Origin of the sequence: Caulobacter sp. NIBR1757, from assembly GCF_027912495.1 — a bacterium.
Taxonomy (GTDB): Bacteria; Pseudomonadota; Alphaproteobacteria; order Caulobacterales; family Caulobacteraceae; genus Caulobacter.
In genome coordinates this window covers 269,477-291,660 of sequence record NZ_CP115463.1, presented here as the reverse complement: position 1 = coordinate 291,660, position 22,184 = coordinate 269,477, and the positions used below count along the sequence as shown (strand labels likewise).

Annotated in this window: 27 protein-coding genes; 21 read left to right on the top strand and 6 right to left on the bottom strand. The window is 69.8% G+C overall.

Going from position 1 to position 22,184, the window contains the following annotated elements; translation table 11 throughout:
• Nucleotides 1-133 precede the first annotated feature (133 nt).
• Nucleotides 134-856 carry a DUF1223 domain-containing protein gene (locus O5I81_RS01485; RefSeq protein WP_271067171.1) on the top strand — a complete coding sequence of 241 codons (723 nt, stop codon included), beginning with the start codon at nucleotides 134-136 and terminating at the stop codon, nucleotides 854-856.
• Here O5I81_RS01485 and O5I81_RS01480 read toward each other — a convergent pair.
• Entirely contained in the window at nucleotides 853-1,587 is a 735-nt protein-coding gene (locus O5I81_RS01480) for an SDR family NAD(P)-dependent oxidoreductase (RefSeq protein ID WP_271067170.1), read from the bottom strand. The two genes, O5I81_RS01485 and O5I81_RS01480, sit on opposite strands and share 4 nt — an antisense overlap.
• Nucleotides 1,588-1,917: 330 nt before the next feature.
• Between O5I81_RS01480 and O5I81_RS01475 the strand changes: the two genes are divergently transcribed.
• Complete coding sequence (locus tag O5I81_RS01475; protein WP_271067169.1) at nucleotides 1,918-2,253, top strand: DUF2794 domain-containing protein; 336 nt, start codon at nucleotides 1,918-1,920, stop codon at nucleotides 2,251-2,253.
• A 56-nt stretch (nucleotides 2,254-2,309) separates the two neighbouring features.
• Here the strand turns inward: O5I81_RS01475 and O5I81_RS01470 are convergent, their stop codons facing one another.
• The 3 genes from O5I81_RS01470 to O5I81_RS01460 form a co-directional block, all read right to left on the bottom strand.
• Nucleotides 2,310-3,065 carry a Bax inhibitor-1/YccA family protein gene (locus O5I81_RS01470; protein WP_271067168.1) on the bottom strand — a complete coding sequence of 252 codons (756 nt, stop codon included), beginning with the start codon at nucleotides 3,063-3,065 and terminating at the stop codon, nucleotides 2,310-2,312.
• Between the two features lie 113 nt (nucleotides 3,066-3,178).
• Entirely contained in the window at nucleotides 3,179-5,758 is a 2,580-nt protein-coding gene (locus O5I81_RS01465; protein WP_271067167.1) for an FtsX-like permease family protein, read from the bottom strand.
• Between the two features lie 223 nt (nucleotides 5,759-5,981).
• On the bottom strand, nucleotides 5,982-6,668 hold the full coding sequence (locus tag O5I81_RS01460) for an ABC transporter ATP-binding protein (protein WP_271067166.1): 687 nt from the start codon (nucleotides 6,666-6,668) through the stop codon (nucleotides 5,982-5,984).
• A gap of 74 nt (nucleotides 6,669-6,742) precedes the next feature.
• On the opposite strand from O5I81_RS01460, the gene O5I81_RS01455 reads away from it, so the two are divergent.
• The 4 genes from O5I81_RS01455 to O5I81_RS01440 all read left to right on the top strand — a co-directional run bounded on the left by O5I81_RS01455 (nucleotide 6,743) and on the right by O5I81_RS01440 (nucleotide 9,617).
• Nucleotides 6,743-7,381 carry an arylesterase gene (locus tag O5I81_RS01455; protein ID WP_271067165.1) on the top strand — a complete coding sequence of 213 codons (639 nt, stop codon included), beginning with the start codon at nucleotides 6,743-6,745 and terminating at the stop codon, nucleotides 7,379-7,381.
• A gap of 85 nt (nucleotides 7,382-7,466) precedes the next feature.
• On the top strand, nucleotides 7,467-8,507 hold the full coding sequence (locus tag O5I81_RS01450; RefSeq protein WP_271067164.1) for an aldo/keto reductase: 1,041 nt from the start codon (nucleotides 7,467-7,469) through the stop codon (nucleotides 8,505-8,507).
• 190 nt (nucleotides 8,508-8,697) lie between these two features.
• Complete coding sequence (thpR, locus tag O5I81_RS01445) at nucleotides 8,698-9,234, top strand: RNA 2',3'-cyclic phosphodiesterase (protein ID WP_271067163.1); 537 nt, start codon at nucleotides 8,698-8,700, stop codon at nucleotides 9,232-9,234.
• Nucleotides 9,231-9,617: a DoxX family protein gene (locus O5I81_RS01440; protein WP_271067162.1), complete on the top strand. Its 387-nt coding sequence runs from the start codon at nucleotides 9,231-9,233 to the stop codon at nucleotides 9,615-9,617. Before thpR ends, O5I81_RS01440 begins: the two co-directional genes overlap by 4 nt.
• Here the strand turns inward: O5I81_RS01440 and O5I81_RS01435 are convergent.
• Nucleotides 9,604-10,089: a hypothetical protein gene (locus O5I81_RS01435; RefSeq protein WP_271067161.1), complete on the bottom strand. Its 486-nt coding sequence runs from the start codon at nucleotides 10,087-10,089 to the stop codon at nucleotides 9,604-9,606. The two genes, O5I81_RS01440 and O5I81_RS01435, sit on opposite strands and share 14 nt — an antisense overlap.
• Nucleotides 10,090-10,289: 200 nt before the next feature.
• On the opposite strand from O5I81_RS01435, the gene O5I81_RS01430 reads away from it, so the two are divergent.
• Entirely contained in the window at nucleotides 10,290-11,717 is a 1,428-nt protein-coding gene (locus O5I81_RS01430) for an MFS transporter (protein ID WP_271067160.1), read from the top strand.
• Between the two features lie 160 nt (nucleotides 11,718-11,877).
• Here the strand turns inward: O5I81_RS01430 and hslV are convergent, their stop codons facing one another.
• Nucleotides 11,878-12,426 carry an ATP-dependent protease subunit HslV gene (gene hslV / locus O5I81_RS01425; RefSeq protein WP_271067159.1) on the bottom strand — a complete coding sequence of 183 codons (549 nt, stop codon included), beginning with the start codon at nucleotides 12,424-12,426 and terminating at the stop codon, nucleotides 11,878-11,880.
• A 36-nt stretch (nucleotides 12,427-12,462) separates the two neighbouring features.
• Between hslV and moeB the strand changes: the two genes are divergently transcribed.
• The 14 genes from moeB (at nucleotide 12,463) to lnt (ending at nucleotide 22,156) form a co-directional block, all read left to right on the top strand.
• Nucleotides 12,463-13,197, top strand: a complete 735-nt coding sequence (gene moeB, locus O5I81_RS01420; RefSeq protein ID WP_271067158.1) for a molybdopterin-synthase adenylyltransferase MoeB — start codon at nucleotides 12,463-12,465, stop codon at nucleotides 13,195-13,197.
• Nucleotides 13,198-13,284: 87 nt separating this feature from the next.
• Nucleotides 13,285-13,413: a hypothetical protein gene (locus tag O5I81_RS01415; RefSeq protein ID WP_271067157.1), complete on the top strand. Its 129-nt coding sequence runs from the start codon at nucleotides 13,285-13,287 to the stop codon at nucleotides 13,411-13,413.
• Complete coding sequence (locus tag O5I81_RS01410; protein WP_271067156.1) at nucleotides 13,410-13,628, top strand: hypothetical protein; 219 nt, start codon at nucleotides 13,410-13,412, stop codon at nucleotides 13,626-13,628. The genes O5I81_RS01415 and O5I81_RS01410 overlap by 4 nt, the downstream gene beginning before the upstream one ends.
• Nucleotides 13,625-13,804: a hypothetical protein gene (locus O5I81_RS01405; protein WP_271067155.1), complete on the top strand. Its 180-nt coding sequence runs from the start codon at nucleotides 13,625-13,627 to the stop codon at nucleotides 13,802-13,804. The genes O5I81_RS01410 and O5I81_RS01405 overlap by 4 nt, the downstream gene beginning before the upstream one ends.
• The gene (locus tag O5I81_RS01400) at nucleotides 13,804-13,998 is read left to right on the top strand and encodes a hypothetical protein (RefSeq protein ID WP_271067154.1); all 195 of its coding nucleotides are present in this window, start codon (nucleotides 13,804-13,806) and stop codon (nucleotides 13,996-13,998) included. Before O5I81_RS01405 ends, O5I81_RS01400 begins: the two co-directional genes overlap by 1 nt.
• Before the next feature lie 40 nt (nucleotides 13,999-14,038).
• Nucleotides 14,039-14,644 carry a hypothetical protein gene (locus O5I81_RS01395; RefSeq protein WP_271067153.1) on the top strand — a complete coding sequence of 202 codons (606 nt, stop codon included), beginning with the start codon at nucleotides 14,039-14,041 and terminating at the stop codon, nucleotides 14,642-14,644.
• Nucleotides 14,645-14,971: 327 nt separating this feature from the next.
• The gene (tsaB, locus tag O5I81_RS01390; protein ID WP_271067152.1) at nucleotides 14,972-15,619 is read left to right on the top strand and encodes a tRNA (adenosine(37)-N6)-threonylcarbamoyltransferase complex dimerization subunit type 1 TsaB; all 648 of its coding nucleotides are present in this window, start codon (nucleotides 14,972-14,974) and stop codon (nucleotides 15,617-15,619) included.
• Nucleotides 15,620-15,788: 169 nt separating this feature from the next.
• Nucleotides 15,789-16,211, top strand: coding sequence for a GNAT family N-acetyltransferase (locus O5I81_RS01385; protein WP_271067151.1), 423 nt, complete (start codon nucleotides 15,789-15,791; stop codon nucleotides 16,209-16,211).
• Between the two features lie 41 nt (nucleotides 16,212-16,252).
• Nucleotides 16,253-16,678, top strand: coding sequence for a Fur family transcriptional regulator (locus tag O5I81_RS01380; protein WP_271067150.1), 426 nt, complete (start codon nucleotides 16,253-16,255; stop codon nucleotides 16,676-16,678).
• A 72-nt stretch (nucleotides 16,679-16,750) separates the two neighbouring features.
• Complete coding sequence (gene miaB, locus O5I81_RS01375; RefSeq protein ID WP_271069083.1) at nucleotides 16,751-18,085, top strand: tRNA (N6-isopentenyl adenosine(37)-C2)-methylthiotransferase MiaB; 1,335 nt, start codon at nucleotides 16,751-16,753, stop codon at nucleotides 18,083-18,085.
• Complete coding sequence (locus O5I81_RS01370; protein WP_271067149.1) at nucleotides 18,082-19,023, top strand: PhoH family protein; 942 nt, start codon at nucleotides 18,082-18,084, stop codon at nucleotides 19,021-19,023. Before miaB ends, O5I81_RS01370 begins: the two co-directional genes overlap by 4 nt.
• Nucleotides 19,024-19,313: 290 nt before the next feature.
• Nucleotides 19,314-19,682 (top strand): rRNA maturation RNase YbeY, encoded by a 369-nt coding sequence (gene ybeY, locus O5I81_RS01365; RefSeq protein ID WP_271067148.1) that lies wholly within the window; start codon nucleotides 19,314-19,316, stop codon nucleotides 19,680-19,682.
• A 66-nt stretch (nucleotides 19,683-19,748) separates the two neighbouring features.
• Nucleotides 19,749-20,552 carry a hemolysin family protein gene (locus tag O5I81_RS01360; protein WP_271067147.1) on the top strand — a complete coding sequence of 268 codons (804 nt, stop codon included), beginning with the start codon at nucleotides 19,749-19,751 and terminating at the stop codon, nucleotides 20,550-20,552.
• Nucleotides 20,549-22,156 (top strand): apolipoprotein N-acyltransferase, encoded by a 1,608-nt coding sequence (gene lnt / locus O5I81_RS01355; RefSeq protein ID WP_348637277.1) that lies wholly within the window; start codon nucleotides 20,549-20,551, stop codon nucleotides 22,154-22,156. Before O5I81_RS01360 ends, lnt begins: the two co-directional genes overlap by 4 nt.
• Nucleotides 22,157-22,184: the final 28 nt, after the last annotated feature.

Sequence of the window (22,184 nt, the reverse complement as noted above, 5' to 3'; positions counted from 1 at the left end):
CGGCCTCACCGACAGGCTGGCGCTGCCCTCATCCGGCCCTTCGGGCCACCTTCTCCCGGCAAGCGGGAGAAGGATGGGAGTCTCACGGCCTCGTGAAGCCAACTTGGCCTCCGCTTCCGGTTAAGTGCCAGCCATGAGGCGTTTCCTCCCCCTCCTCGCCCCAGTCCTTGCAGTGCTGGCGTTCGCCCCCCTGTCGGCCATGGCCGCCCAGGCGCCGAAGCCGCCCGTTGTGGTCGAGCTGTTCACGGCGCAGGGCTGTTCGTCCTGCCGCGCCGCCAACACCCATCTGGCCGAGCTGGCCGATGATCCGGGCGTGCTCGCCCTGACCTTCGCTGTCGATTACTGGGACTATCTGGGCTGGCGCGACACCTTCGCCCAGCCGGTCTTCGCCGAGCGCCAGAAGGCCTATGCCCGCAAGCTGGCGGTGCGCGAGGTCTATACGCCGCAGGTGGTGATCGATGGCCGCTACCAGACCGGCGGCGTCCGCGCCGACAAGGTCGACGCCCTGGTCGCCGAGGCGGCCAAGGCGCCGCGCAATGCGCCCGACATGCTGTTCATGCTGAACGGCCGGATCGCTGTCGGCTCCGGGCCCGTCCCGCGTGGCGGGGCTGACGTCTGGCTGATCCGCTACGATCCCCGCGCCGTCGAGATCACGCCGAAGAAGGGCGACAACCGCGGCGAGGCGGTGGTCCACAAGAACGTCGTCCGCCAGGTCGCGCGGCTGGGAAGCTGGTACGGCCGGCCCAGCGCCTACAAGCCTCCCAAGGCGATCGAGGACGGGCTGAAGACCGTGGTCATCGTGCAGGGCGCCAAGGGCGGCCGCATCCTCGGCGTACTGGCCGAGAAGGCCTCCTAGACCCGCAGCATCAGGCCGCCGTCGACCCCCAGCGCCTGGCCCGTTACGAAACCACCGTCGTCGCTGGCCAGGAAGAGGGCCACTCGGGCGATGTCGATGGGTTGGCCGAGGCGCTTCAACGCCGCCTTCTTGGCCCAGATGGCGGTGACGTCCTCGCGCTGGAAGCTGGCGGCGGTCATGCCGGTGGCGATGGCGCCGGGCAGGATGGCGTTGGAAGTGACAGCGTGGCGGCCGAGTTCCAGGGCGAAGGTGCGCATCATCCCGACGACCCCGGCCTTGGAGGCCGAATAGGCGACCAGACCGTTGTCGGTGTGGCGGGCCATGATCGAGGCGGTGAAGATCAGCCGCCCATTGCCGCTGGCCACCAGATGCGGGGTGGCGGCGCGGGACAGGCGGAAGCCGGCCCTTAAGTTTATGGCCACCAACCGGTCGAAGGCCTCGTCGGTGGTGTCTGCGACCGGGGCGCCGTGGCTGATGCCGGCATTGTTGTAGAGGATGTCGAGACCGCCGAAGTCGGCGACGGCCTTGCCGACGATGGCGTCCGGCGCACCGTCCTCGCCGATGTCCTGGCCCATGGGAACGATGGCGGCGTGCTTGAAGACGAGGTTGGCGTCCGGCCGGTCGACGGCCAGAACCTGGGCGCCCTCGGCGGCGAAGAGCTCGGCGGTGGCGCGGCCAATGCCGCTGGCGGCGCCGGTGACGATGGCGCGGCGGCCTGCAAGTCTGCCCATGGTCTTCTCCCTTTTTGCTGAGAGAAGCAGACCGCCCTAGCGGCAGGCAAAGAAAAAGCCCGCGTCGCCAGGGGGGGGAGGGGTGCGACGCGGGCTCTCTTTAAAGTCGTCGGCTGACCGCAGGTTACGATCACGACCCCGGTGGGGGCTGGGGGGGCTGTTCAGGTACCGAAGCCGTGGGCGCTTCGATCAGCCGACAATGAGGTTATCGCCCCCGAAGCGGGCGGCGGTTGGCCGTAAATGAGGTCATTGCGCGGCCTGATATTTCAGCGATCGCATAAATCGGCGCCCCTCGCCAAACGCCAAAAAGGGTCTAGGCTGATCAAGTCGATGAGCCTTGATCCGACATACCCGTCCCCGTCCGGCGCCCAGGTCTTCTTCGAGCGCCGGGAACTGGACCTCATCATGCGCCTGTACGGGCGGATGGTGGCCGCCGGCGAGTGGCGCGACTACGCCATCGCCGGCCTGTCCGACCGCGCCGTCTTCTGCATCTTCCGGCGAGCCTCGGAGCAGCCGCTCTATCGCATCGAGAAACAGCCCGAACTGGCGCGCAAGCAGGGCGCCTGGTCGGTGATCGGCCAGGGCGGCATGACCCTGAGACGCGGCCAGGAACTGGCCCAGGTGCTGCGGCTGTTCGATTCCCGCAAGTTCCAGGTGGTGGAGTAAGAAAAAGGCCCCGGCGTTTCCGCCAGGGCCTTGATCACTTTCCGCCGCCGAACCCGCTATTCGCGGCGGCCGCCCAGCAGGGCGAGCAGGAACTGGAACAGGTTGATGAAGTCCAGGTACAGGTGGAGGGCCCCGATATTGGTGGCCACCGCCATGCGCTGACGGTCACCACCCAGCTCGTAGTAGGTCATCTTGAGGCGCTGCGTATCGTAGGCGGTAAGCCCCGCGAAGATCAGCACCCCGGCCACCGCGATGATCATGTAGAGCATCGGCGAGCGGAAGAACCAGGTGGCGATGCTGGCGGCGATCAGCCCCCAGACACCCATGATCAGGAAGGTGCCCCAACCGGACAGGTCCTTCTTGGTCGTGTAGCCGAACAGGCTGAGCGCGCCGAAGGCGGTCGCCGTGATCAGGAAGGTCGAGGCCAGGGAGGCGCCGGTGTAACGCAGCACCCAGACCGCGCCCGAAGCGCCGATCACCGAGACCACGGTCCAGTAAAGCGCCCCCGAACTGGCCGGCGTGACGTTCTTCATCATGAAGCCGGCGGCGAGGAGCAGGACCAGCGGCGCGAACGCCAGGACCACTCCGAGGATCTGGTAGCCGGCGAAGGCGCCGGTCACCGGATTGACGACGTAGAGCAGGTCGCGCACCGGCGCGAAATTGGCCACCGCGTAGGCCAGGGCGGCCGAGACCACCAGGCCGATAGCCATCTTGTTGTAGACGCCCAACATGAAGGCGCGCAGACCAGCGTCCACCGACATGTCGGCGGTGTGCGGGATCGAGCGCGCCGTACCGCGTTCGAAGTCGCTCATGAAAAACTACCCTTTACACGCGGCTCCGGAATGGAGCCGTTCACGGAAATATCGTGGCTGTGGCGGTTTGACGCAAGGCCCCCGGCAAACCAGCTGCAATTTCGGGGTTTTTCTTACTCTGTCCTCAAAACCGGAGCAGGCCGCCGCGACAGGGCCTGGGCCGCCGCCAGCAGGCCGCCAACCGCCGCCAGGCCCGCCGCGCCGCCGACCAGGGCGGCCACCCCGCTCCAGTCGACGCTCCAGGTCGCTTCGAAGATCAGCACGACCACCGGCCAGGCGGCGGCATAGCCAAGGGCCACCCCGAACACCCCGGCGATCAGGCCGACGGCGCCGTACTCGACCCCGTAGGCCAGCAGGATCTGGCCGCGCGAGCCGCCGAGCACCTTGAGCGTCGCCGCCTCGCGGGCCCGGGCCCGCGCCCCGGCCGCGATGGCCCCGGCCAGGACCAGCAGGCCGGCCAGGGCGGCGACCGCCGCGGCGCCGCGCACCGCCAGGCTGAGGCGGTCGAACATCTCCACCGCCTGGGCCAGGCCTTCACGGACGCTGATGACGTTGACCTCGGCGAAGCCGGCGCCGAGTGCGCGGGTGGCGGCCTCTTCCTGGGCGGCGCTGGCCTTGGCGATGGCGATCCAGCGCAGGCCGGCCCCTTCCAGCGCCTTGGGATTGAGGATGACGGTGAAGGCCGGGTTGAAGCCGCCCCACTCGACCTTGCGCAACACGGCGATGCGGGCGTCGATGTCGCGGCCCAGGACATTGACGGCGATCATGTCGCCGACGGCCAGGCCCGCGCCCCTGGCGGCGTCGATCTCCATGGCCACCTGCGGGGCCGGATCGTCAGGCTTCCACCAGCGGCCTTCCTGCACGCCGGCGTCGTCCGGTTCGGTGGCGAAAGTGCTCATCTGCAGATCGTTGTCGTAGGCCCAGCGCTCGCTGTCCTTGACCCTGGAGAGGTCGACCGGCCGGCCCTTCACCCCGACAATGCGGCCGGTGACGAAGGGAAACCGCAGGAAGTTCTGCTTGGTCAGGGGAACACCGAAGGCCTTCTCCACCGTGGCGTCGAAGGCCTCGATGCGCTCGCCCGGCACGTCGAGGAAGACCATCGAGGGGGCGGTCTTCGGGGCCACCTCGCTGACCTGGGCCAGCAGGCTGGACTGGATCAGCACCACCGAAGCCAGCAGGGCGACGCCCAGGCCGATGGCGGGCGAGGCGGTGCGGGCGGCCGAGCGCGGACCGGAGAGGTTGGCCAGCCCGATGCGCCAGGGGCCGCTGGCGAACCGGCGCAGCCTGCCGGCCAGCCAGGCGGCGCCGCGGCCGAGCAGGGCCAGCAGGCCGAAGGCGACGGCGACACCGACGATCATGACGATGGCGGACATCGGGGTCGGGGCGGTGATGACAGCGAGGCCGGCGAGGCCAAGGCCGGCCAGAACCGTGACCCACAGCTCCAGGCCCCAGCCGACCCGGCCGGCCAGATCGCGGCGGAACAGGGCCGACGGCGGCGTCGAGCGGGCGCGGGCCAGCGGCACGAGGCTGAAGGCGGCGGCGGCCAGCAGGCCGAAGGCGGCGGCCTTCAGCAGCGGCATCGGATAGACGGCGAACAGGGCCGGGATCGGCAGCTTGTCCTTCGCCAGTTCGCCGAGGATCAGCGGGGCGCTGGCCCCGATGGCCAGGCCGATGCCGACGCCCAGCAGGGCCAGGACGGCGACCTGGATCAGGTACAGGTTGCGGATCAGCACCCCCTCGGCGCCGAGCGCCTTGAGGGTGGCGATCGAAGGTTTGCGGGCCTCGAGATAGGCGCCGACCGCCCCGGCCACGCCGAGACCGCCGGCCACCAGCGAGGCCAGGCCGATGAAGCCCAGGAAATACTCCAGCTGGTCGATCAGCCGCTTGACGCCGTTCGCCGCCTCGTCTCGCGTGCGGACTTCCAGGCCGCCGCCCTCGCGGGGCGGACCCGCCTGGCGCTCACCGCGTCGCCGCTCGCCCAGGCCTTCCTTGGGTCGCTGGGGATCGAGCAGCCGGGCGGCGGCGTTGGCGTCGGCGCCCTTGGGCAGGGCGATGCGGGCCGTCTCGCCCCGGTCGGGCAGGCCCTCGGCCAGGAAGCCGCCGTCCTCGACGGCTTTCAGGCTGGTCAGGACGCGGGGGGCGAGCGAGAAGCCGCGACCCAGCCGGTCCGGTTCGGAAACCAGCACCGCGCGGGCGACGAACTTCGCCTCGCCGATCAGGAAGCGGTCGCCGAGCTTCAGGCCCAGCCGGTCGAACAGGGCCTGCTCGATGGCCGCGCCGGTGGCGTCGCCATCGGGCGCGAAGGCGGCGTCGAGATTGGGGGCGCCGGTCAGCTCGACCTTGCCGACCAGCGGATAGCCGGGCGTGACGCCGCGCAGCTCGACCAGCCGCCGCTCGCCGTTCGGCGATTCGGCCATGGCGGCCTGGCCGGCGGCGAAGACCGTCTTGCCCATGGCCTGGAAACGGGCGCGTTCCTCAGCCGTGAAGCGGCGGTCCTCGACGCTGACCCGCAGGTCGCCGCCGAGGATCTCGCGGCCCTGGGTGGCCAGGCCCTGGCGGAAGGCCTCGGCCGTCGAGCCGGCGGCGGCGATGGCGGCGACGCCGAGCGCCAGGCAGGCCAGGAAGATGCGGAACCCGGCGACGCCGGAGCGCAGTTCACGGGCGGCGAAGCGGAAGGAGAGCGGCAGGGTCATTGAGACATCTCATCCTCACCCGTAGGCCGAAGGCCGTACGGGGGAGGGGGACCGCCCGCGAAGCGGGTGGTGGAGGGGGCGAGGGACGGAGTGAGGCCGATCGGGAACGGGATCGGAGCAAAATCGGAGAGGGCGGCGCACGGCCCTCGCCCCCTCCACCGCTTCGCGGTCCCCCTCCCCCGTACGCGCTGCGCGCTACGGGTGAGGATAGAGGCGGCGTCGCTCATGCCACGATCCGCCCATCGCCCATGGTGACGGTGCGGTCGGCCCGGGCGGCCAGCTCGACATCGTGGGTGACCAGCACCAGGGCCGCCCCGGTCTGGGCCACCAGATCGAACATCATGTCGGCGACGGTGTGGGCGTTGACCCCGTCGAGGTTGCCGGTCGGCTCGTCGGCGAACAGCAGCTTGGGCTCGACGGCCAGCGCTCGCGCCAGAGCGACGCGCTGTTGCTCGCCGCCGCTGAGCTGGTGCGGATAGTGGGTCAGTCGCTCGCCGAGGCCGACCTTGGCCAGCCAGGCGCGGGCGGTGTCGTCGGCCCCCTTGCGGCCGGCGATCTCCAGCGGGGCGGCGACGTTCTCGAGTGCGGTCATGTTGGGCAGCAGGTGGAAGCTCTGGAACACTAGGCTGACTTGCGCCCGCCGCAGTTTCGCCCGCCCGTCCTCCGAAAGTTTGCCCATGTCCTGTCCGAACAAGGCCACCGACCCCGATGTCGGCCGCTCCAGACCCGCCGCCACGGCGATCAGCGACGACTTGCCCGAGCCGGAGGGGCCGACGACGGCCACCCGTTCGCCGGGCGCCACCTCGAGATCGACGCCCTTGAGGATTTCCACCGGCCCGGCCGCCGAGGGCAGGGTCAGGGTGACCGCTTCAAGACGAAGCGGCGAGGTGGTGGTCTGGGCGTCGAACATATTGCGGGGCGGCCTGTTGAAACGGGGAGGAAGCGTTGGGCAAAGCGATGACCTCACCTACATAGGGCGCTGAGATGGCGAACACACCTGAACGATCTTTCACGCGTCGCGCGGCGCTGGCCGGCCTGGTCCTGCTGCCGGCCGCCCCGGCCCTGGCGCAGGGCAAACCCCGCATCGTTACCGTGCTGGGCGACAGCATCACGGCCGGCCTGGGCCTGCCGCGCAACCTCGCCCTGCCGTCGGTGCTGGAAGCCGAGCTCAACCGGATGGGCAAGGGCGTCAGGGTGCGCGGGGCCGGCGTCTCCGGCGACACCTCGGCGGCCGGTCTGGCGCGGGTCGATTTCAGCGTCCAGAGCGACACCAATGTCTGCGTGGTAGCCTTCGGCGGCAACGATCTTCTGCAGGGCATCGACCCGAAGAAGACCAGCGCCAACATCGACCGCATCGTCGGCAAGCTGAAGGCGCGCGGCATCAAGGTGGTGCTGGCCGGCATGGCCCCGCCGCCGGCGCTCGGCCGCAGCTATGCGCGGGACTTCGCGGCGATCTTTCCGACCCTGGCGAAGAAGCACGGCGCGGCGCTGTATCCCAACCTGCTGGCCGGGGTCGGCGGTATTCCGCGCCTCAACCAGCGGGACGGCATCCATCCGACCGCCGAGGGCGTGCGAATCATCGTCCGGGGCCTGGCGCCGGTGGTGGCGCGGACGCTGGGCTAGAGATTTTCCTTCCGCGCGCGACGGGCCCCTGACTTCCGTCAGGGCAGGCCGCGTAGGCTTTCGAAAAACAGGGGATAAGGGGCAGATGCAGTACTCACAACTCGGCCGCACGGGCATTTCGGTGTCGCGCTGCTGCCTGGGCACCATGACCTGGGGCTCGCAGAACAGCGAGGCCGAGGCCCACGAACAGATGGACTACGCCCTCGAGCGCGGGGTCACCTTCTGGGACACGGCCGAGATGTACGCCTCGCCGCCGACGCCGGAGACGCAAGGCTCGACCGAGCGCCATATCGGGACCTGGTTCGCCAGATCGGGCAAACGCGACAAGGTGGTTCTCGCCAGCAAGGTGGCCGGGCGCTCGCCGATGAGCTGGCTGCGGGCCGACGGCTCGCCGACGCGGCAGACGAAGGCGCAGATCGACGAGGCGGTCGAGGCCTCGCTGAAGCGGCTGCAGACCGACTACATCGACCTCTACCAGCTGCACTGGCCGGACCGGGCCGTGCGCATCTTCGGCGGCATGACCTTCCAGGCCTATGGCCCTGACCATGAAGGGTTCGAGGCCATCCTCACGGCGCTCGACGCCCATGTGAAGGCCGGGCGGATCCGCGCCATCGGGGTCAGCAACGAGACGCCCTACGGGGTGATGAAGTTCCTCGAGGTCTCCGACCGCCTCGGCCTGCCGCGCGTGGCCTCGATCCAGAACGCCTACAGCCTGGTCAACCGGGTCTATGAGTACGGCCTGGCCGAGATCGGCGTGCAGGAAGACGTCGGCCTGCTGCCCTATTCGCCCCTGGCCCAGGGGGCGCTGACCGGCAAGTACCTGGACGGCGCCCTGCCGGCCGGGGCCCGCAAGACCTTGTACAACCGCATGCAGCGCTATGACGGACCCGGCTCGCAGGAGGCCATTCGCAGCTATGTGGACCTGGCGGCGCAACACGGCATCGACCCGGCCACCCTGGCCCTGAAGTTCTGCGACAGCCGCCCCTTCGTGACCTCGACCATCATCGGCGCGACCTCGATGGCGCAGCTGACCACGGACATCGACGCGTTTGATTATGTGTGGACGCCGGAGCTCGAGAAGGCCGTCGACGCCCTGCACGTCGAGCGGCCCAATCCCTGTCCGTAAAGCGCACCATCCTTCCCCGCTTGCGGGGAAGGGGGACCGCCCGCGAAGCGGGTGGTGGAAGGGGCGAGTGACAGAGCGCCGTCTTCACCTCTATGTTGGCCATTCCTGAGAGCCGTCGCCGCACGGCCCTCGCCCCCACACCGCTTCGCGGTCCCCCTCCCCCGTAAACGGGGGAGGATTTGCAAATCCCATGCTCAGACTCTTCGCCGCCATCGCCATTCCCTGGGACATCGCCCAGGGCCTGGCCGCGCATCAGACCGGCTTCAACGGCGCCCGCTGGCGCACGGCCGAGCAGCTGCACATCACCCTGCGCTTCGTCGGCGACACGCCGGAGACGCGGGCCGACGACCTCGACGCCGAACTGTCGGCCATCGCCATCGAGCCCTTCGACCTGCAGCTGGCCGGCGTCGGGCATTTCGGCGAGCCGCAGGACATCCACGCCATCTGGGCCGGCGTGGCGGAGAACGCCGCCCTGACCCGGCTGCAGAAACGCTGCGAGAGCGCGGCGCGGCGGGCCGGGATCGCGGCCGACACCCGGCTTTACCGGCCGCATGTGACCCTGGCCTACCTCAAACGCCCCGACCCCGGCGCGGTCATGGACTGGGAGGCGGCCAACAACCTGCTGCGCAGCCCGGCCTTCACCGTCAAGCGGTTCGGCCTCTATTCGACCCACCAGACCCGCGACGGCTCGGCCTATCGGCTGGAGGGGGACTATCCCCTGCGATGACCGCCCGCCTCGTCGCCTGCTGGGTCCTCGGCCCGGTCTACGCCGCCTTCGGCCTGTTCCACCTGGTGGCGGCGCCAAGCTTCCTGCCGATCATGCCGCCTTGGATCCCGGAGCCGGCCCTGGTCATCCAGCTGACCGGCCTGGCGGAGATCGCCGGCGGCCTCGGCCTGCTGATCCCGCGCCTGCGCCGCTGGGCGGGGCTCGGCCTGGCGCTCTACGCCATCGGCGTGTTTCCGGCCAACCTCCACCATGCCTTCGGCGGGGTGCATGTGCCGGGCCTGCCGGACAGCTGGTGGTACCACGGGCCCCGGCTGGCGATGCAGCCGGTGCTGGTGGCCCTGGCCCTGTGGGCCGGCGGCTGGTTCGCGCCTAGAGCGGGTTGATCCCGGCCTCGGCCAGGTTGGGGTGCCGGAACAGGGTCTCGTAGGCGCCGATCAGGTCGGCGGGGGCCAGTTCCAGCATGACGCTGTTCTCGATCCAGAATTCGATGACCTCGAACATCGGCGGCTCGCCGGGGGCGCCGCGGCCATAGCGGCGGGCGTGCCAGCCCTCGCGGGCGGCGATGGCGAGGATTTCCTGCTCTTCGGCGGCGACCGACAGCAGCAGGTGGAAGGGCCAATGGGCCGGCGGCTGGGCGTTGAGGCCGGGCTCGACCGGGCCGCCGTCCGGACCGGGCAGGGCCTGGGTGGCGTAGGGATAGACCTCGATCATGGTGCCGTGGTCGTCGCCGGAAACCGCCATGAAGGCCCCGGGGATATTGCCGGGGAAGGGATAGGCGGCGCCGTGCATGACCTCGGCCAGGACGCGGGTGACATGTTCGGGATCGTGGGCGGGGATGGAGGCGTGGTGGATCATTCTCTTCAGACCTTGGAGGGGGGAGGATTTTCGCAGCCCATAAACGAACGCCGGTCTGCGGGGCGGGCTGAATGTCACCGAACGCCGGTCCGGACCATTTAATTCGCCGTCATGTTCGGCGCCGTGACGTCGGGTCATCATTGCGCAGGGGGTCGATATGGTCCCACCTTCCCGCCAACGATAAGACCAAGGGGAAGCGCGTGAACACTGCGGAAGCCGTTGTCGTCCCGGCGTTCAAGCCGCCCATTCACGTCAAGTTTGCCTATGGCCTGGGTCAGGCGGTCCAGAGCGGCGGCTTCGATGTCGCCCTGCCGTTCACGTTTTTCTACTACACCCAGGTGCTTGGGCTGTCCGGCATCCTGACCGGCATCGCCGTCGGCCTGAGCCTCTGCGCCGACGCCATCATGGACCCGCTGGTCGGCTCGATTTCCGACAACATCAAGTCGAAGCTGGGCCGGCGGTTGCCGCTCATGCTGCTCAGCATTCCGCTGGTGGCGCTGGGCTTTGGACTGATCTTCGCCCCGCCCAAGGGTCTTTCGGAGGTCATGCTGTTCGCCTGGCTGCTGGGCGCCTCGATGCTTGCCCGCGGGGCCACCTCGCTGTTCAACGTCCCCCTCATCGCCCTGGGGGCCGAGCTGTCGGACGGCTACCTTGAGCGCTCGCGGATCGTGGTCTGGCGCACGGTGATCGGCCTGCTGTCGGCGGTGGTCGTCATCATCCTGGCCTACAGCGTCTACCTGACGCCGCCCGAAGGCCTGTTCAAGGTCGCCGCCTATCCGGCCTTCGGCTGGGCGGTGGCGGGCTTGCTGACCGTCTGCATGATCCTCTGCTGCGCCGGCATCGCCCGCTACGCCATCGGCCTGCCGCAGCCCGAAACGACCAGCCATTCCATGCTTCGCCGCCTGCCCGGCGAGGTGATGGAGATCTTCTCCAACCGCTCTTTCCGCATCCTGTTCTTCTCCTGCCTGCTGATCATGGTGGCCATCGGGGTCAACGGCACCACCGGGGCGCACCAGAACACCTATGTCTGGAAGATCGGCACCGACGAGATCCAGAAGCTGACCTTCGTGCTGCTGATCGGCACCCTGATCGGCGTGCCCTCGGCCCCGGCCCTGGCCCGCTGGTTCGAGAAGCGGTCAGTGGTGATGATCGGGGTGACCATGCTGAACCTGGTCTGGCTGGTCGCGCCGCTGCTGTGGATCGCCGGCCTCTACCGGCCGTCGGGCCAGGCGGCGGTCGCGCCCCTGATGGTGATGATGATCGTCGCCGGCATCGGCATCGGTCTGGTCCTCGTCGCCTTCCCGGCGATGATGGCCGACGCCGCCGACGAGCATGAGCTGCGCTTTGGCCGCCGGCGCGAGGGGCTGTATTTCTCGGGCATCACCTTCGCGGCCAAGGCGGCCAGCGGCGTCGGGGTGCTGCTGGCCGGCATCGGCCTGGACATCATGGGCATGCCGCGCAAGGCCGATCCGCTGCTGGCGGTCGATCCCGACGCCCTGATCCGGCTGGTTGTCGTCCACGGCCCGCTGGCCGCCGTGATCAGCTGCGTCGGCGTGGCCCTGCTCTGGCCCTACGGCATCAGCCGCCAGGTCCACGACGAGATTTCGCTGAAGCTGCGTGGGCGGTAGGCCCCACCCCCAGCAATGTCATCCTCCGGCCGCGAAGCGGACCGGGGGACCCAACCGTCCGCGTGAAAACGGCTGGGAGTCTTTCCAGAGCCGCCCTGGGCCCCCCGGTTCCCGCTTCGCGGGCCGGAGGGTGACAGGCCAGGGGTGAGTCCGGCGTGGGTCAGACCGTTTCCACCGTCAGCGACCCGTTGGTGTAGACACAGATGTCGGCGGCGATGCCCATGGCCTTGCGGGCGATGGTTTCGGCGTCGAGGTCGCCGTCGATCAGGGCGCGGGCGGCGGCCAGGGCATATGACCCGCCCGAGCCGATGGCGGCGACGCCCTGGTCGGGCTCCAGCACATCGCCGACGCCGGTGACGGTGTAGATGCTGCTCTTGTCGGCGACGATCAGCATGGCCTCCAGCCGGCGCAGGTAGCGGTCCGTCCGCCAGTCCTTGGCCAGGTCGACACAGGCCCGGGCCAGCTGGTCGGGGTATTGCTCCAGCTTGGCCTCAAGCCGCTCCAGCAGGGTGAAGGCGTCGGCCGTGGCCCCGGCAAAGCCGGCGATAACCTTGCCGCCGGCCAGCCGCCGGACCTTCCTGGCCGAACCCTTGACGACGGTGGCGCCCATCGACACCTGACCATCGCCGGCGATGACGGTCTTGCCGTCCTTGGCGACCGCGAGGATGGTGGTGCCGTGCCAGTCGGGGAAGCTGTTGCTGTTTTGCATGGCTCCGATGTGGTCGCGGGCGGAAGCGAGGTCAAGGTGGCGTTCAGCGAGGGCGAGGTCGAACGGTACGCCCGCCATCTGGTGCTGCGGGAGGTCGGCGGGCCGGGGCAGCAACGGCTGAAGGCGACGCGGGTGCTGATCGTCGGGGCCGGCGGCCTGGGCTCGCCGGCGGCCCTCTACCTGGCCGCGGCCGGGGTCGGCGCCATCACCCTCAGCGACGACGACGTGGTCAGCCTGTCGAACCTGCAGCGGCAGATCCTGTTCGCCACCGCCGATGTCGGCCGGGCCAAGACGGCGGCCGGGGCCGAGCATCTGGCGGCGCTCAATCCGCATGTGACGGTGACGGCGGCCCCGGCGGTGACGGCCGCCAATGTCGCCGGCCTCGTCGCCGGCCACGACCTGGTGCTCGACGGCACGGACAATTTCGAGACCCGGCTGATGGTCAGCGACGCCTGCGTGGCGGCCGGGGTTCCCCTGGTCAGCGGCGCCATCGGCCGCTGGACCGGGCAGGTCGGGGTGTTTGGCCGTGCGCCCTGCTATCGCTGCCTGGTGCCGGATGTCCCGCCGGACGCCGAGACCTGCGTGGCGGTCGGCGTCGTCGGCGCCCTGGCCGGGGTGATCGGCTCGATGATGGCGCTGGAGGCGGTGAAGGTGATCGCCGGCGCCGGCCAGACGCTGGGCGGCCGGCTGCTGATCTATGACGGCCTGCATGGCGAGAGCCGGACCGTGCGGGTCGGCGCCGACCCCGGCTGCGCGGCCTGCGCGCGATAAGGCAAGCTTTGTTGACGCCAAGCCCCTATATCGAAAGGGCTGGGGGTTGCGGCGCGCCGCGCCAATCTCCCGGCCTGAAAGGACGTCATGTCCGGCACTCCCCCCAAGCCCCGCCATTTCCTCACCGACAGCCGCTCAAGCGGCGCGGTGCGGATTCCCAAGCCGATGAACGGCTCGGGCCTCAGCGATCCGCGCTCGACGCGCGGCCCCAAGTGAGCGGCTTCTGGGGCTATCTCAACTCGGTCGGCGAAGGCAGCGTCGGCGCCGCCGAGATCCGGGCCGAGGCCTGGGCGCTTGGCGGCCGGCATCGCGGCGAGGTGCTGGAAGGCGCCCGCGCCGAACTGGCCGGCGGCGGCCACAGCCCGCACCGCACCGCCCTCCTGAAGGCGGTGGTCAGGAACCAGCTGGCGTTGGCGGCCAAGGCCCCGTGAGCGAGGAACTGGCCCGCCTGCAGCGCGAGAACGCCTATCTGAAGAGCCGCGTCGCGCAGCTGGAGGACGACGTCACCGACCTGAACGCCGAGGCCACCCGGCTACGGCAGGTGCTCGACACCACCCTGGCCCGCCGCGCCGCGGCCCGGCCCAATCCCCTGTCCGGAGGCCAGTGATGGCGTTGAGCGAGACGCAGCTGACGGCGCTGCGCAACCTGGCGGCCAAGAAGGCCGGCCGGCCGGTCGATTTCATCAATATCGCCGACGCCCGGGCCCTGACCGAGTTCGGCCTGGCGGCCCGCAGCCGCGAGGGCTGGGAGATCACCGCCGCCGGGCAAGCGGCGCTGGCGGCCCTGCCAGACGGCAGTTGAGCAGTTCAAACCCTCGACGCTTGGCGCTAGGGTGCCCGGCATGATCCGCCACCTCCCCCTCATCGCCCTTCTCGCCCTCGCCGCCTGCGGCAAGCCCGCCGAACAGAAGCCGACGGCGCCCGTGGCGGAAGCGACCGAGGCGACGGTCCCGGAAGACGCGAAGCGGGCGGCCGAGGCCTGGACCGCCAGCAATGACGGCGTCGGCCCGGTCGGGGCCGGGACGGCCTTCAAGCGCGAGGCGATCGCCGCCCTGTTCCCGGACTCCGCGGTCGAGACCGCCTTCCTCGCCGAAGAGGGCGTCCAGACCCCGATCATCACCGTCTCCGGCCCGCGCGAGCTGGTGCTGGAACTCAAGGGGCCGGACAGGGTCGGCGCCATCCTCGCCCAGGGCGGACCGGTGATCGGTCCCCGGGGCGAAATGCTGATGGCGCCCTTTCCCTCGCTGACCTTCAAGGCCGGCGACTGTGTGATCGGCGCCGACCGGTTCAGCGGCGCGGCCCTCTGCCGCCGCGCGCCCGGCGACGCCCTGGCCTATGTCATCGGCCGGCGCGGCGAACTGTCAGGTAACCCGGGCGATGCGCCCGACAGCGCCCAGCTGGCCGAAGGCTTCCTGCGCGAGTTCCTATGGCAGTCGCCGCTGAAATAGGGATGAATATGTCTAGACATATTCATTTTGAGCCCTTTTGACCGGCGTCGCGGCCCGCGACGTCGAAACCCGGAAATGTAGCCCGCTCGCCCCCCATCAGCCCCCACATTCGCTGACAATCGGCCCCGCATCGCCCTACGCGCCGACCTGCAAGTCCAGCGCCCCGGCCCCCAGGGCGAAGACGGTTTCGCCAAGGATTTCAACGCCGCCGCCGTCCGCTCCGCCCCTTGCCCGCCGGCGGCGGGATATAATGGTAGGTCCGCTTCGATAAGCCGGTCCGCCCGCATGGTTCCCCCGCCCCGCGTCTACGGCTAGGAACGCCCCATCATGCGCCTGCTCGCCGTCGATACCTGCCTGGACGCCTGCTCCGCCGCCCTGCTGGACGGGGAGACAGTGCTGGCCGCTGTCTCCGAGCCGATGAGCCGCGGGCATCAGGAACGCCTGGCCCCGATGGTGGCGGAGATGATGGCGCCGTTCGGGTTCGCCGGTCTGGACCGCATCGCCTCGACCGTCGGACCGGGATCCTTCACCGGTCTGCGGGTCGGGCTGGCCTTCGCCAAGGGTTTGAGTTCGGCCCTGTCGCTGCCGCTGGTCGGGGTCGGGTCGTTGCCGGCCCTGGCGGCGGGACGCGGCGGCTTCGTCTGCGCGGCCGTCGATGCGCGGCGCGGCCAGATCTACCTTCAGGCCTTCCGCGACGGGGCGCCGCTGATGGCCCCCGACGCCCTGGCCGCAGAGACCGCCAGCGCCCGGCTGGCCGAACTGGCCGGGGACGGGCCGGTGACCCTGGTCGGGTCGGGCGCGCCGCTGCTGGCCGGGCTGATCCCCGGCGCGCGGGTCGAGACCCCGGGCGGGCCCGATCCCGCCTGGGTGGCCAGGCTGGCGGCGGCGGTGCGCGAACCGATCCCGGTGGTCCGGCCGCTCTACCTGCGCACGCCCGACGCCAAGCTGCCCGGCGGCATCGATCCCTATGCCTAGCCCTCCCCCCGTTCCGCTCATCCCGGCGAATGCCGGGACCCAGCCGCCAGAACTCCGGCGATTCCGGATTGCCGCCTGCCGGCTGTCAGACAACTTTATTAGCGCCCGTTCCGCTGACTTCGAGATCACGCGGCTGGGTCCCGGCATTCGCCGGGATGAGCGGTAGAAGGTGGGGACTCCCGATCTCCAGATTCTGGCCGCGGTCCACGCCCAGGCCTTCGACCACGGCTGGTCCGCCGCCGAGATCGCCTCCCTGCTCGAAACCCCCGGGACCTTCGTGGTCGCCGAACCTGAAGGCTTCATCCTCGCCCGCGCCCTGGCCGGCGAGGCGGAGATCATCACCCTGGCCGTGGCTCCGGCCGCCCGGCGCCGGGGGATGGCGCGCCGTCTCGTCGAGGCGGCGGCGGTGCGGGCCATGGCGCTGCAGGCCGAGGCGCTGTTCCTGGAGGTGGCCGACGACAACGTCGCGGCGCTCGGCCTCTACCGGGGCCTGGGCTTCGAGGTCGTGGGCCGGCGGCGCGGCTATTATGCCCGCGGAAACGGCGAACCGGCGGTCGACGCCCTCGTGATGCGGCTCGCCCTTAACAGCTAGCCCCCACGTGACTATCTTGCCCCCGACTCGCTGGAGGCCCCATGGACCGTCTTGAAAAGCTCTGCGTCGAAAAAGGCATGCGCATGACGGACCAGCGCCGGGTCATCGCCCGCGTGCTGTCGGGGGCGCAGGACCATCCCGACGTGGAAGAACTGTACCGCCGCGCCCACGACGTCGACCCGCACATCTCGATCGCCACCGTCTATCGCACGGTGCGTCTGTTCGAGGAGGCCGGCATCATCGAGCGCCACGACTTCCGCGACGGCCGCAGCCGCTACGAGGAAGCGCCCGACCATCACCACGACCACCTGATCGACATGAAGACCGGCCAGGTCGTCGAGTTCGTCGACGAGGAAATCGAGCGTCTGCAGCAGGCCATCGCCCGCAAGCTCGGCTATCGCCTGGTCGATCACCGGCTGGAACTCTACGGCATGCCGCTGGAAGACTCGGAAAAGGTCACGCAGTAGCCCCGGCGGCGGGAGGAACTTGCGACTTCGGTCCCTGACCCCCATAACCCCGGCATGACGACCTCCGCGCCCATGAAGCGCCTCTACATCAAGACCTACGGCTGTCAGATGAATGTCTACGACAGCGAGCGCATGGCCGATGTCCTGCGCCCGCTGGGCTATGGCATGACCGACGATCCGGAAGGCGCCGATCTGGTCGTCCTCAACACCTGCCACATCCGCGAGAAGGCCACCGAGAAGGTCTATTCGGAGCTGGGCCAGATCAAGCGGATGAAGGCTCGCAAGGCCGAGGCCGGCGACGGCGTCATGACCATCGCCGTGGCCGGCTGCGTCGCCCAGGCCGAGGGCGCCGAGATCATGAAGCGCCAGCCGGCCGTCGATCTGGTGGTCGGGCCGCAGGCCTATCACCAGCTGCCCGAACTGATCGCCCGCGCCCACCGCGCCAAGGGCGAAGGCCTGGCCGCCGAATTTTCCCCGGAGGAAAAGTTCGACGCCCTGCCCGAGACCCGCCACGTCAGCGGCGTCACGGCCTTTCTCACCGTGCAGGAGGGCTGTGACAAGTTCTGCACCTTCTGCGTGGTGCCCTATACGCGCGGCGCCGAATGGTCCCGGCCGGCCGAGGCCATCCTGACCGAGGCCCGAAACCTGGCCGAAAAGGGCGTCCGCGAAGTCACCCTGCTGGGCCAGAACGTCAACGCCTACGACGGCGCCCCGGGCGGCCTTGCGGCGCTGGTTCGCCAGCTGGCCAAGGTCGATGGCCTCGACCGCATCCGCTACACCACCAGCCATCCGCGCGACATGGACGAGGCGCTGATCGCCGCCCATGGCGACCTGCCGGAACTGATGCCCTATCTGCACCTGCCGGTGCAGGCCGGGTCGGACAAGATCCTGAAAGCCATGAACCGCGACCACACGGCCGAAAGCTATCTTCGGCTGGTCGAACGCATCCGCGCCGCCCGGCCGGACATCGCCATGAGCTGCGACTTCATCGTCGGCTTCCCCGGCGAGCGGGAAAAGGACTTCCAGGCCACCCTCGATCTGGTGACCGAGGTGAACTACGCCTCCGCCTTCTCGTTCAAATACAGCCGCCGTCCCGGCACCCCGGCCTCGGCCATGCCCGGCCAGATCGCCGAAGAGGTGATGGACGAACGCCTGCAGCGGCTCAACGCCCTGCTCGGCCAGCAGCAGCAGGCCTTCAACGAAGCCCAGGCCGGCAAGGTCCTGCCGGTGCTGATCGAAAAGCCCGGTCGCCGCGAGGGCCAGCTGGGCGGCCGCAGCCCCTATCTGCAGCCGGTCCATCTCGACGGGCCGGATCATCTTGTCGGCCAGATCGTTCCGGTCAGGATCGTCACCGGCCACAAGGGAAGTCTCACCGGTGAGCTTGTGCAAGCGCTGGAGCCCGCGTGAGTCGTCCGCCTGAATTCCTGCCCCTGTCCGACGATGCCGCCCGCGCGGTCGCCGGTCCTGGCAGCCGCCACGCCGCCCTGATCGAGGACGCCTTCAAGGTGCTCGTCGAGACCCCCGGCGGCGGCGTCTCCGTGGACGGCGACGCCCGCGCCCGCGGCCTGGCCAAGCGGGCCATCGCCGCCCTCGCGGCCCAGGCCGATTCCGGCGCCGTGGTGACCGAGGCCGACGTCCGCGTCGCCGTCGGCCAGGCCCGCTCCGGCGAGACCGGCCCCGTCGCCCCTGGCGGCGCCCGCCGCGGCCCGGTGTCGCCGAAGACGGCGACCCAGGCGCAGTACATGGACATGCTGGGCCGCCACGACCTGGTCTTTGGCCTGGGTCCCGCCGGCACCGGCAAGACCTTCCTGGCCGTGGCCCACGGCGCCGGCATGCTGATGCGCGGCGAGATCGACCGGCTGATCGTCACCCGTCCGGCCGTCGAGGCGGGCGAGAAACTCGGCTTCCTGCCCGGCGACCTGACCGAGAAGGTCGATCCCTACATGGCGCCGGTCTGGGAAAGCCTGATCCAGATCATGGGGGCCGAACAGCTGCGCAAGCGCCGCGAGAAGGGCGAGATCGAGGTCGCCCCGATCGCCTTCATGCGTGGCCGCACCCTCAGCCACGCCTTCATCATCGTCGATGAGGCCCAGAACACCTCACGCCTGCAGATGAAGATGGTGCTGACCCGGATGGGCGAAGGCAGCCGCATGGCGGTGACCGGCGATCCCAGCCAGATCGACCTGGTCAACCCGCGCGATTCCGGCCTGGCCCATGCCGTGGCTATCCTGGAGGGCGTCGAAGGCGTCGCCCTGACCCGCTTCACGGCCGCCGACGTGGTCCGCCACCCGATGGTGGCCCGCATCGTCAAGGCCTACGACGAAGACGCGGCCAAGCGCGGCTGATGAGCGATCCCGAGATAGAGGTTGAGGTCGAGGATCCTGCGTGGAACGCGGTTGCGGACGTCGAGGCGGTCGTGACGCGAGCGGCGACGGCCACGCTGCAAATCCTCCTTCGGCCGCGAAGCGGACGGGGGAGGGGGACCGCCGCCGAAGGCGGTGGTGGAGGGGGCAGCGCCGGCCCTTCCGAAGAATCCCTGAATGCCGCCGCCGACCGTGATCTGAGTGAACCCTCGTCCGCCGGCGCTGCCCCCTCCACCACCGGCCCTGAGTCGGGCCGGCGGTCCCCCTCCCCCGTGCTTCGCCCGGAGGAGGAATTCGGCTCCGTGGTCGTCCTGCTGACCAATGACGCCTCGGTCGCCGAACTCAACCTCTCCTTCCGCCACAAGGCCGGCCCGACCAATGTGCTGTCCTTCCCGGCCCCGGAAAATCCAGAGAACCTGCTGGGCGACATCGCCCTGGCCTTCGGGGTCTGCGCCCGCGAGGCGGCCGAGCAGGGCAAGACCCTCAGCGACCATCTCGCCCATCTGACGGTGCATGGCGTGCTGCATCTTGCGGGATACGACCACCAGACCGATGATGAGGCGGAGGCGATGGAGAATCTGGAGCGCCGGGTGCTGGCCACCTTAAGCGTTTCCGACCCCTACGCGGCTGAACAGAGCTAGATGACCGACAACGATCAAGACCCCCCGTCCGAACCTCCCCAGCGAAGTCGCGGGGGGCTGGGTGGCATGTTGCGCCAGATCCTGCGGGCTTTCGGCGAAAGCGACGAGCCCGGCTCCCCGGACGCACCGGGCGCCGACGAACTGGCCCAGCACGCCCGCGAGTTCGCCCAGCTCGACGTCGGCGACGTGATGACGCCCCGGGCCGACATCCAGGCCATCGAGATCGACACCGCCTTCGAGGACGTCGTCGCCCGCTTCATCGAGACCGAGCACAGCCGCCTGCCGGTCTACCGCGAGACGCTCGACGATCCGGTCGGCGTCATCCACATCAAGGACATCTTCCGCCTGCTGGCCGACGGCCGCAAAGCCAAGACCGGGGTCCTGCTGCGCAAGCTCAAGCGCGAGGTGCTGTACGTGCCGGAGGCCATGCCGGCCACGGCGCTGCTGGAAAAGATGCAGGCCAGCCGGGTGCACCTGGCGCTGGTCGTCGACGAACACGGCGGGGTCAGCGGCCTGGCCACCCTGGAAGACCTGCTGGAGGCCGTGGTCGGCGAGATCGACGACGAGCATGACGAGGCCCAGGTCAGCGGCGTCGTCGCCCGACCGGGCGGCGTCTTCGACGTCGACGCCCGCGCCGACCTGGAGGACCTGGAGGCGGCCCTCGAGGTCAGCCGGCTGGCCCCCGAGGAGCTGGAAGAGGACATCGACACCGTCGCCGGCCTGGTCACCGCCCTGGCCGGCCGGGTGCCGCAGACCGGCGAGACCATCACCCATCCGGACGGCTGGTGTTTCGAGATCGTCGACGCCGACATCCGCCGGGTGAAGCGGGTGCGGGTGCGCCGCGCCGAGCGGCATCAGGAAGCCGTGTGAAGATCTCCGCCGCCTGGAAGGCCCGGCTGATCGCGTTGGCGGCCGGCGCGGCGGCGGCGCTGGCCCATCCGCCGTTCGGCCTGCTGCCCGGCCTGCTGGGCTATGGCGTCATCATGCTGCTGGTCGATGACGCCAGCGAGACCCGGCCCCTGCGCTCGGCCTTCCTGCGCGGCTGGCTGGCCGGGGTCGCCTATTTCGCCATCGGCACCTGGTGGGTGGCCGAGGCCTTCCTGGTCGATATCGCCGCCCACGGCTGGATGGCCCCCTTCGCGGTCACCTTCATGGCCGCCGGCATCGCCCTGTTCTGGGGTCTGGCGGCGCTGCTCTATCGTCTGGCGAGGGTCACGGGGGCTTGGAGGGTCATCGTCTTCGCCGCCGCCTTCGGGGCGGCCGAGTGGTTGCGAGGCCATGTCCTGACGGGTTTCCCGTGGAACCTGCCGGGGGAAAGCTGGCGGGCGGGGTCGCTGGTTTCACAGTCGGCGTCGGTGGTCGGGGCTTACGGTCTGACAGTGCTGACCGTCGGCATGGCGGCCGCCCCGGCCCTGTTCTGGCGAGCGCCACGCCGGCCCGCCCTGATTGCCTCAGGCGTCGCCGCCGCCCTGGTGGTGGCCATGATCGGATACGGAGCGATCCGGTTCTATCTGGCTCCCTATGACGGAATAAATTCGGAGGGCGGACCGCTCGTCCGCATCGTTCAGCCGGACATACCGCAGGAGGCCAAGTACGACCCGCAGTCCTTCGCCCGCATTGTGGGCAAGTATCTGAGCCTGACGCGGCAGCCGGGCGCGGATGGCGTCCCCGACATCGTCATCTGGCCGGAAGGGGCGATTCCGGCCCTGGCCGAGGACTATCTGGCCGAGGGAACCTGGACGCGGGCCGCCATCGTCGATGCGTTGCGGCCCGGCCAGGTGCTGCTCGTCGGCGTCGCTAGGGTCGAACAGGCCCCCGAGGGCCCGCGCTACTTCAACAGCCTGCTGGTCCTGCGCCGCGACGGCGGCGACCTCGTCCAGCTGGGCCGCTACGACAAGCACCGGCTGGTGCCGTTCGGGGAGTACCTGCCGCTGGATTCCCTGCTCTCGCCGCTGGGGATCAAGAACCTGGTGCAGATCGGCGATGGCTTCGCGGCCGGCCCCAGGCCCGCGCCGCTGGCCATCCCGGGCCTGCCGGTGATGCAGCCGCTGATCTGCTACGAAAGCCTCTATCCCGGCTTCACGCGGGAGGGCGCGCGGGCGTCGGGCAAGGCGCCGGACCTGATCGTCAACGTCTCCAACGACGCCTGGTTCGGGGCCACCAGCGGCCCCCTGCAGCACCTCAACCTGGCCAGCTATCGGGCCATCGAAGAGGGGGTTCCGATGGCCCGCGCCACCCCGACCGGGGTGTCGGCGATGGTTGACGCTTACGGTCGGGTGATTCCCTCCAGCCGGATCAAGCAAGGCGGCCAAGCTGTGGTCGACGTTGTCTTGCCACCTAGAGTAGTTGAAACCCCCTACCGCAGGTTGGGTGATCTCCCGTTTTCAATATTCCTAATTGCAGGTTCGACGGTAACAGCGGTCTTTCACTGGCGACGTCTGAAAAAGCCCATCAGAATGCGCCGCGCCGCTTAGGCGCGCATGTGTGTTTCTTATCGGGGCG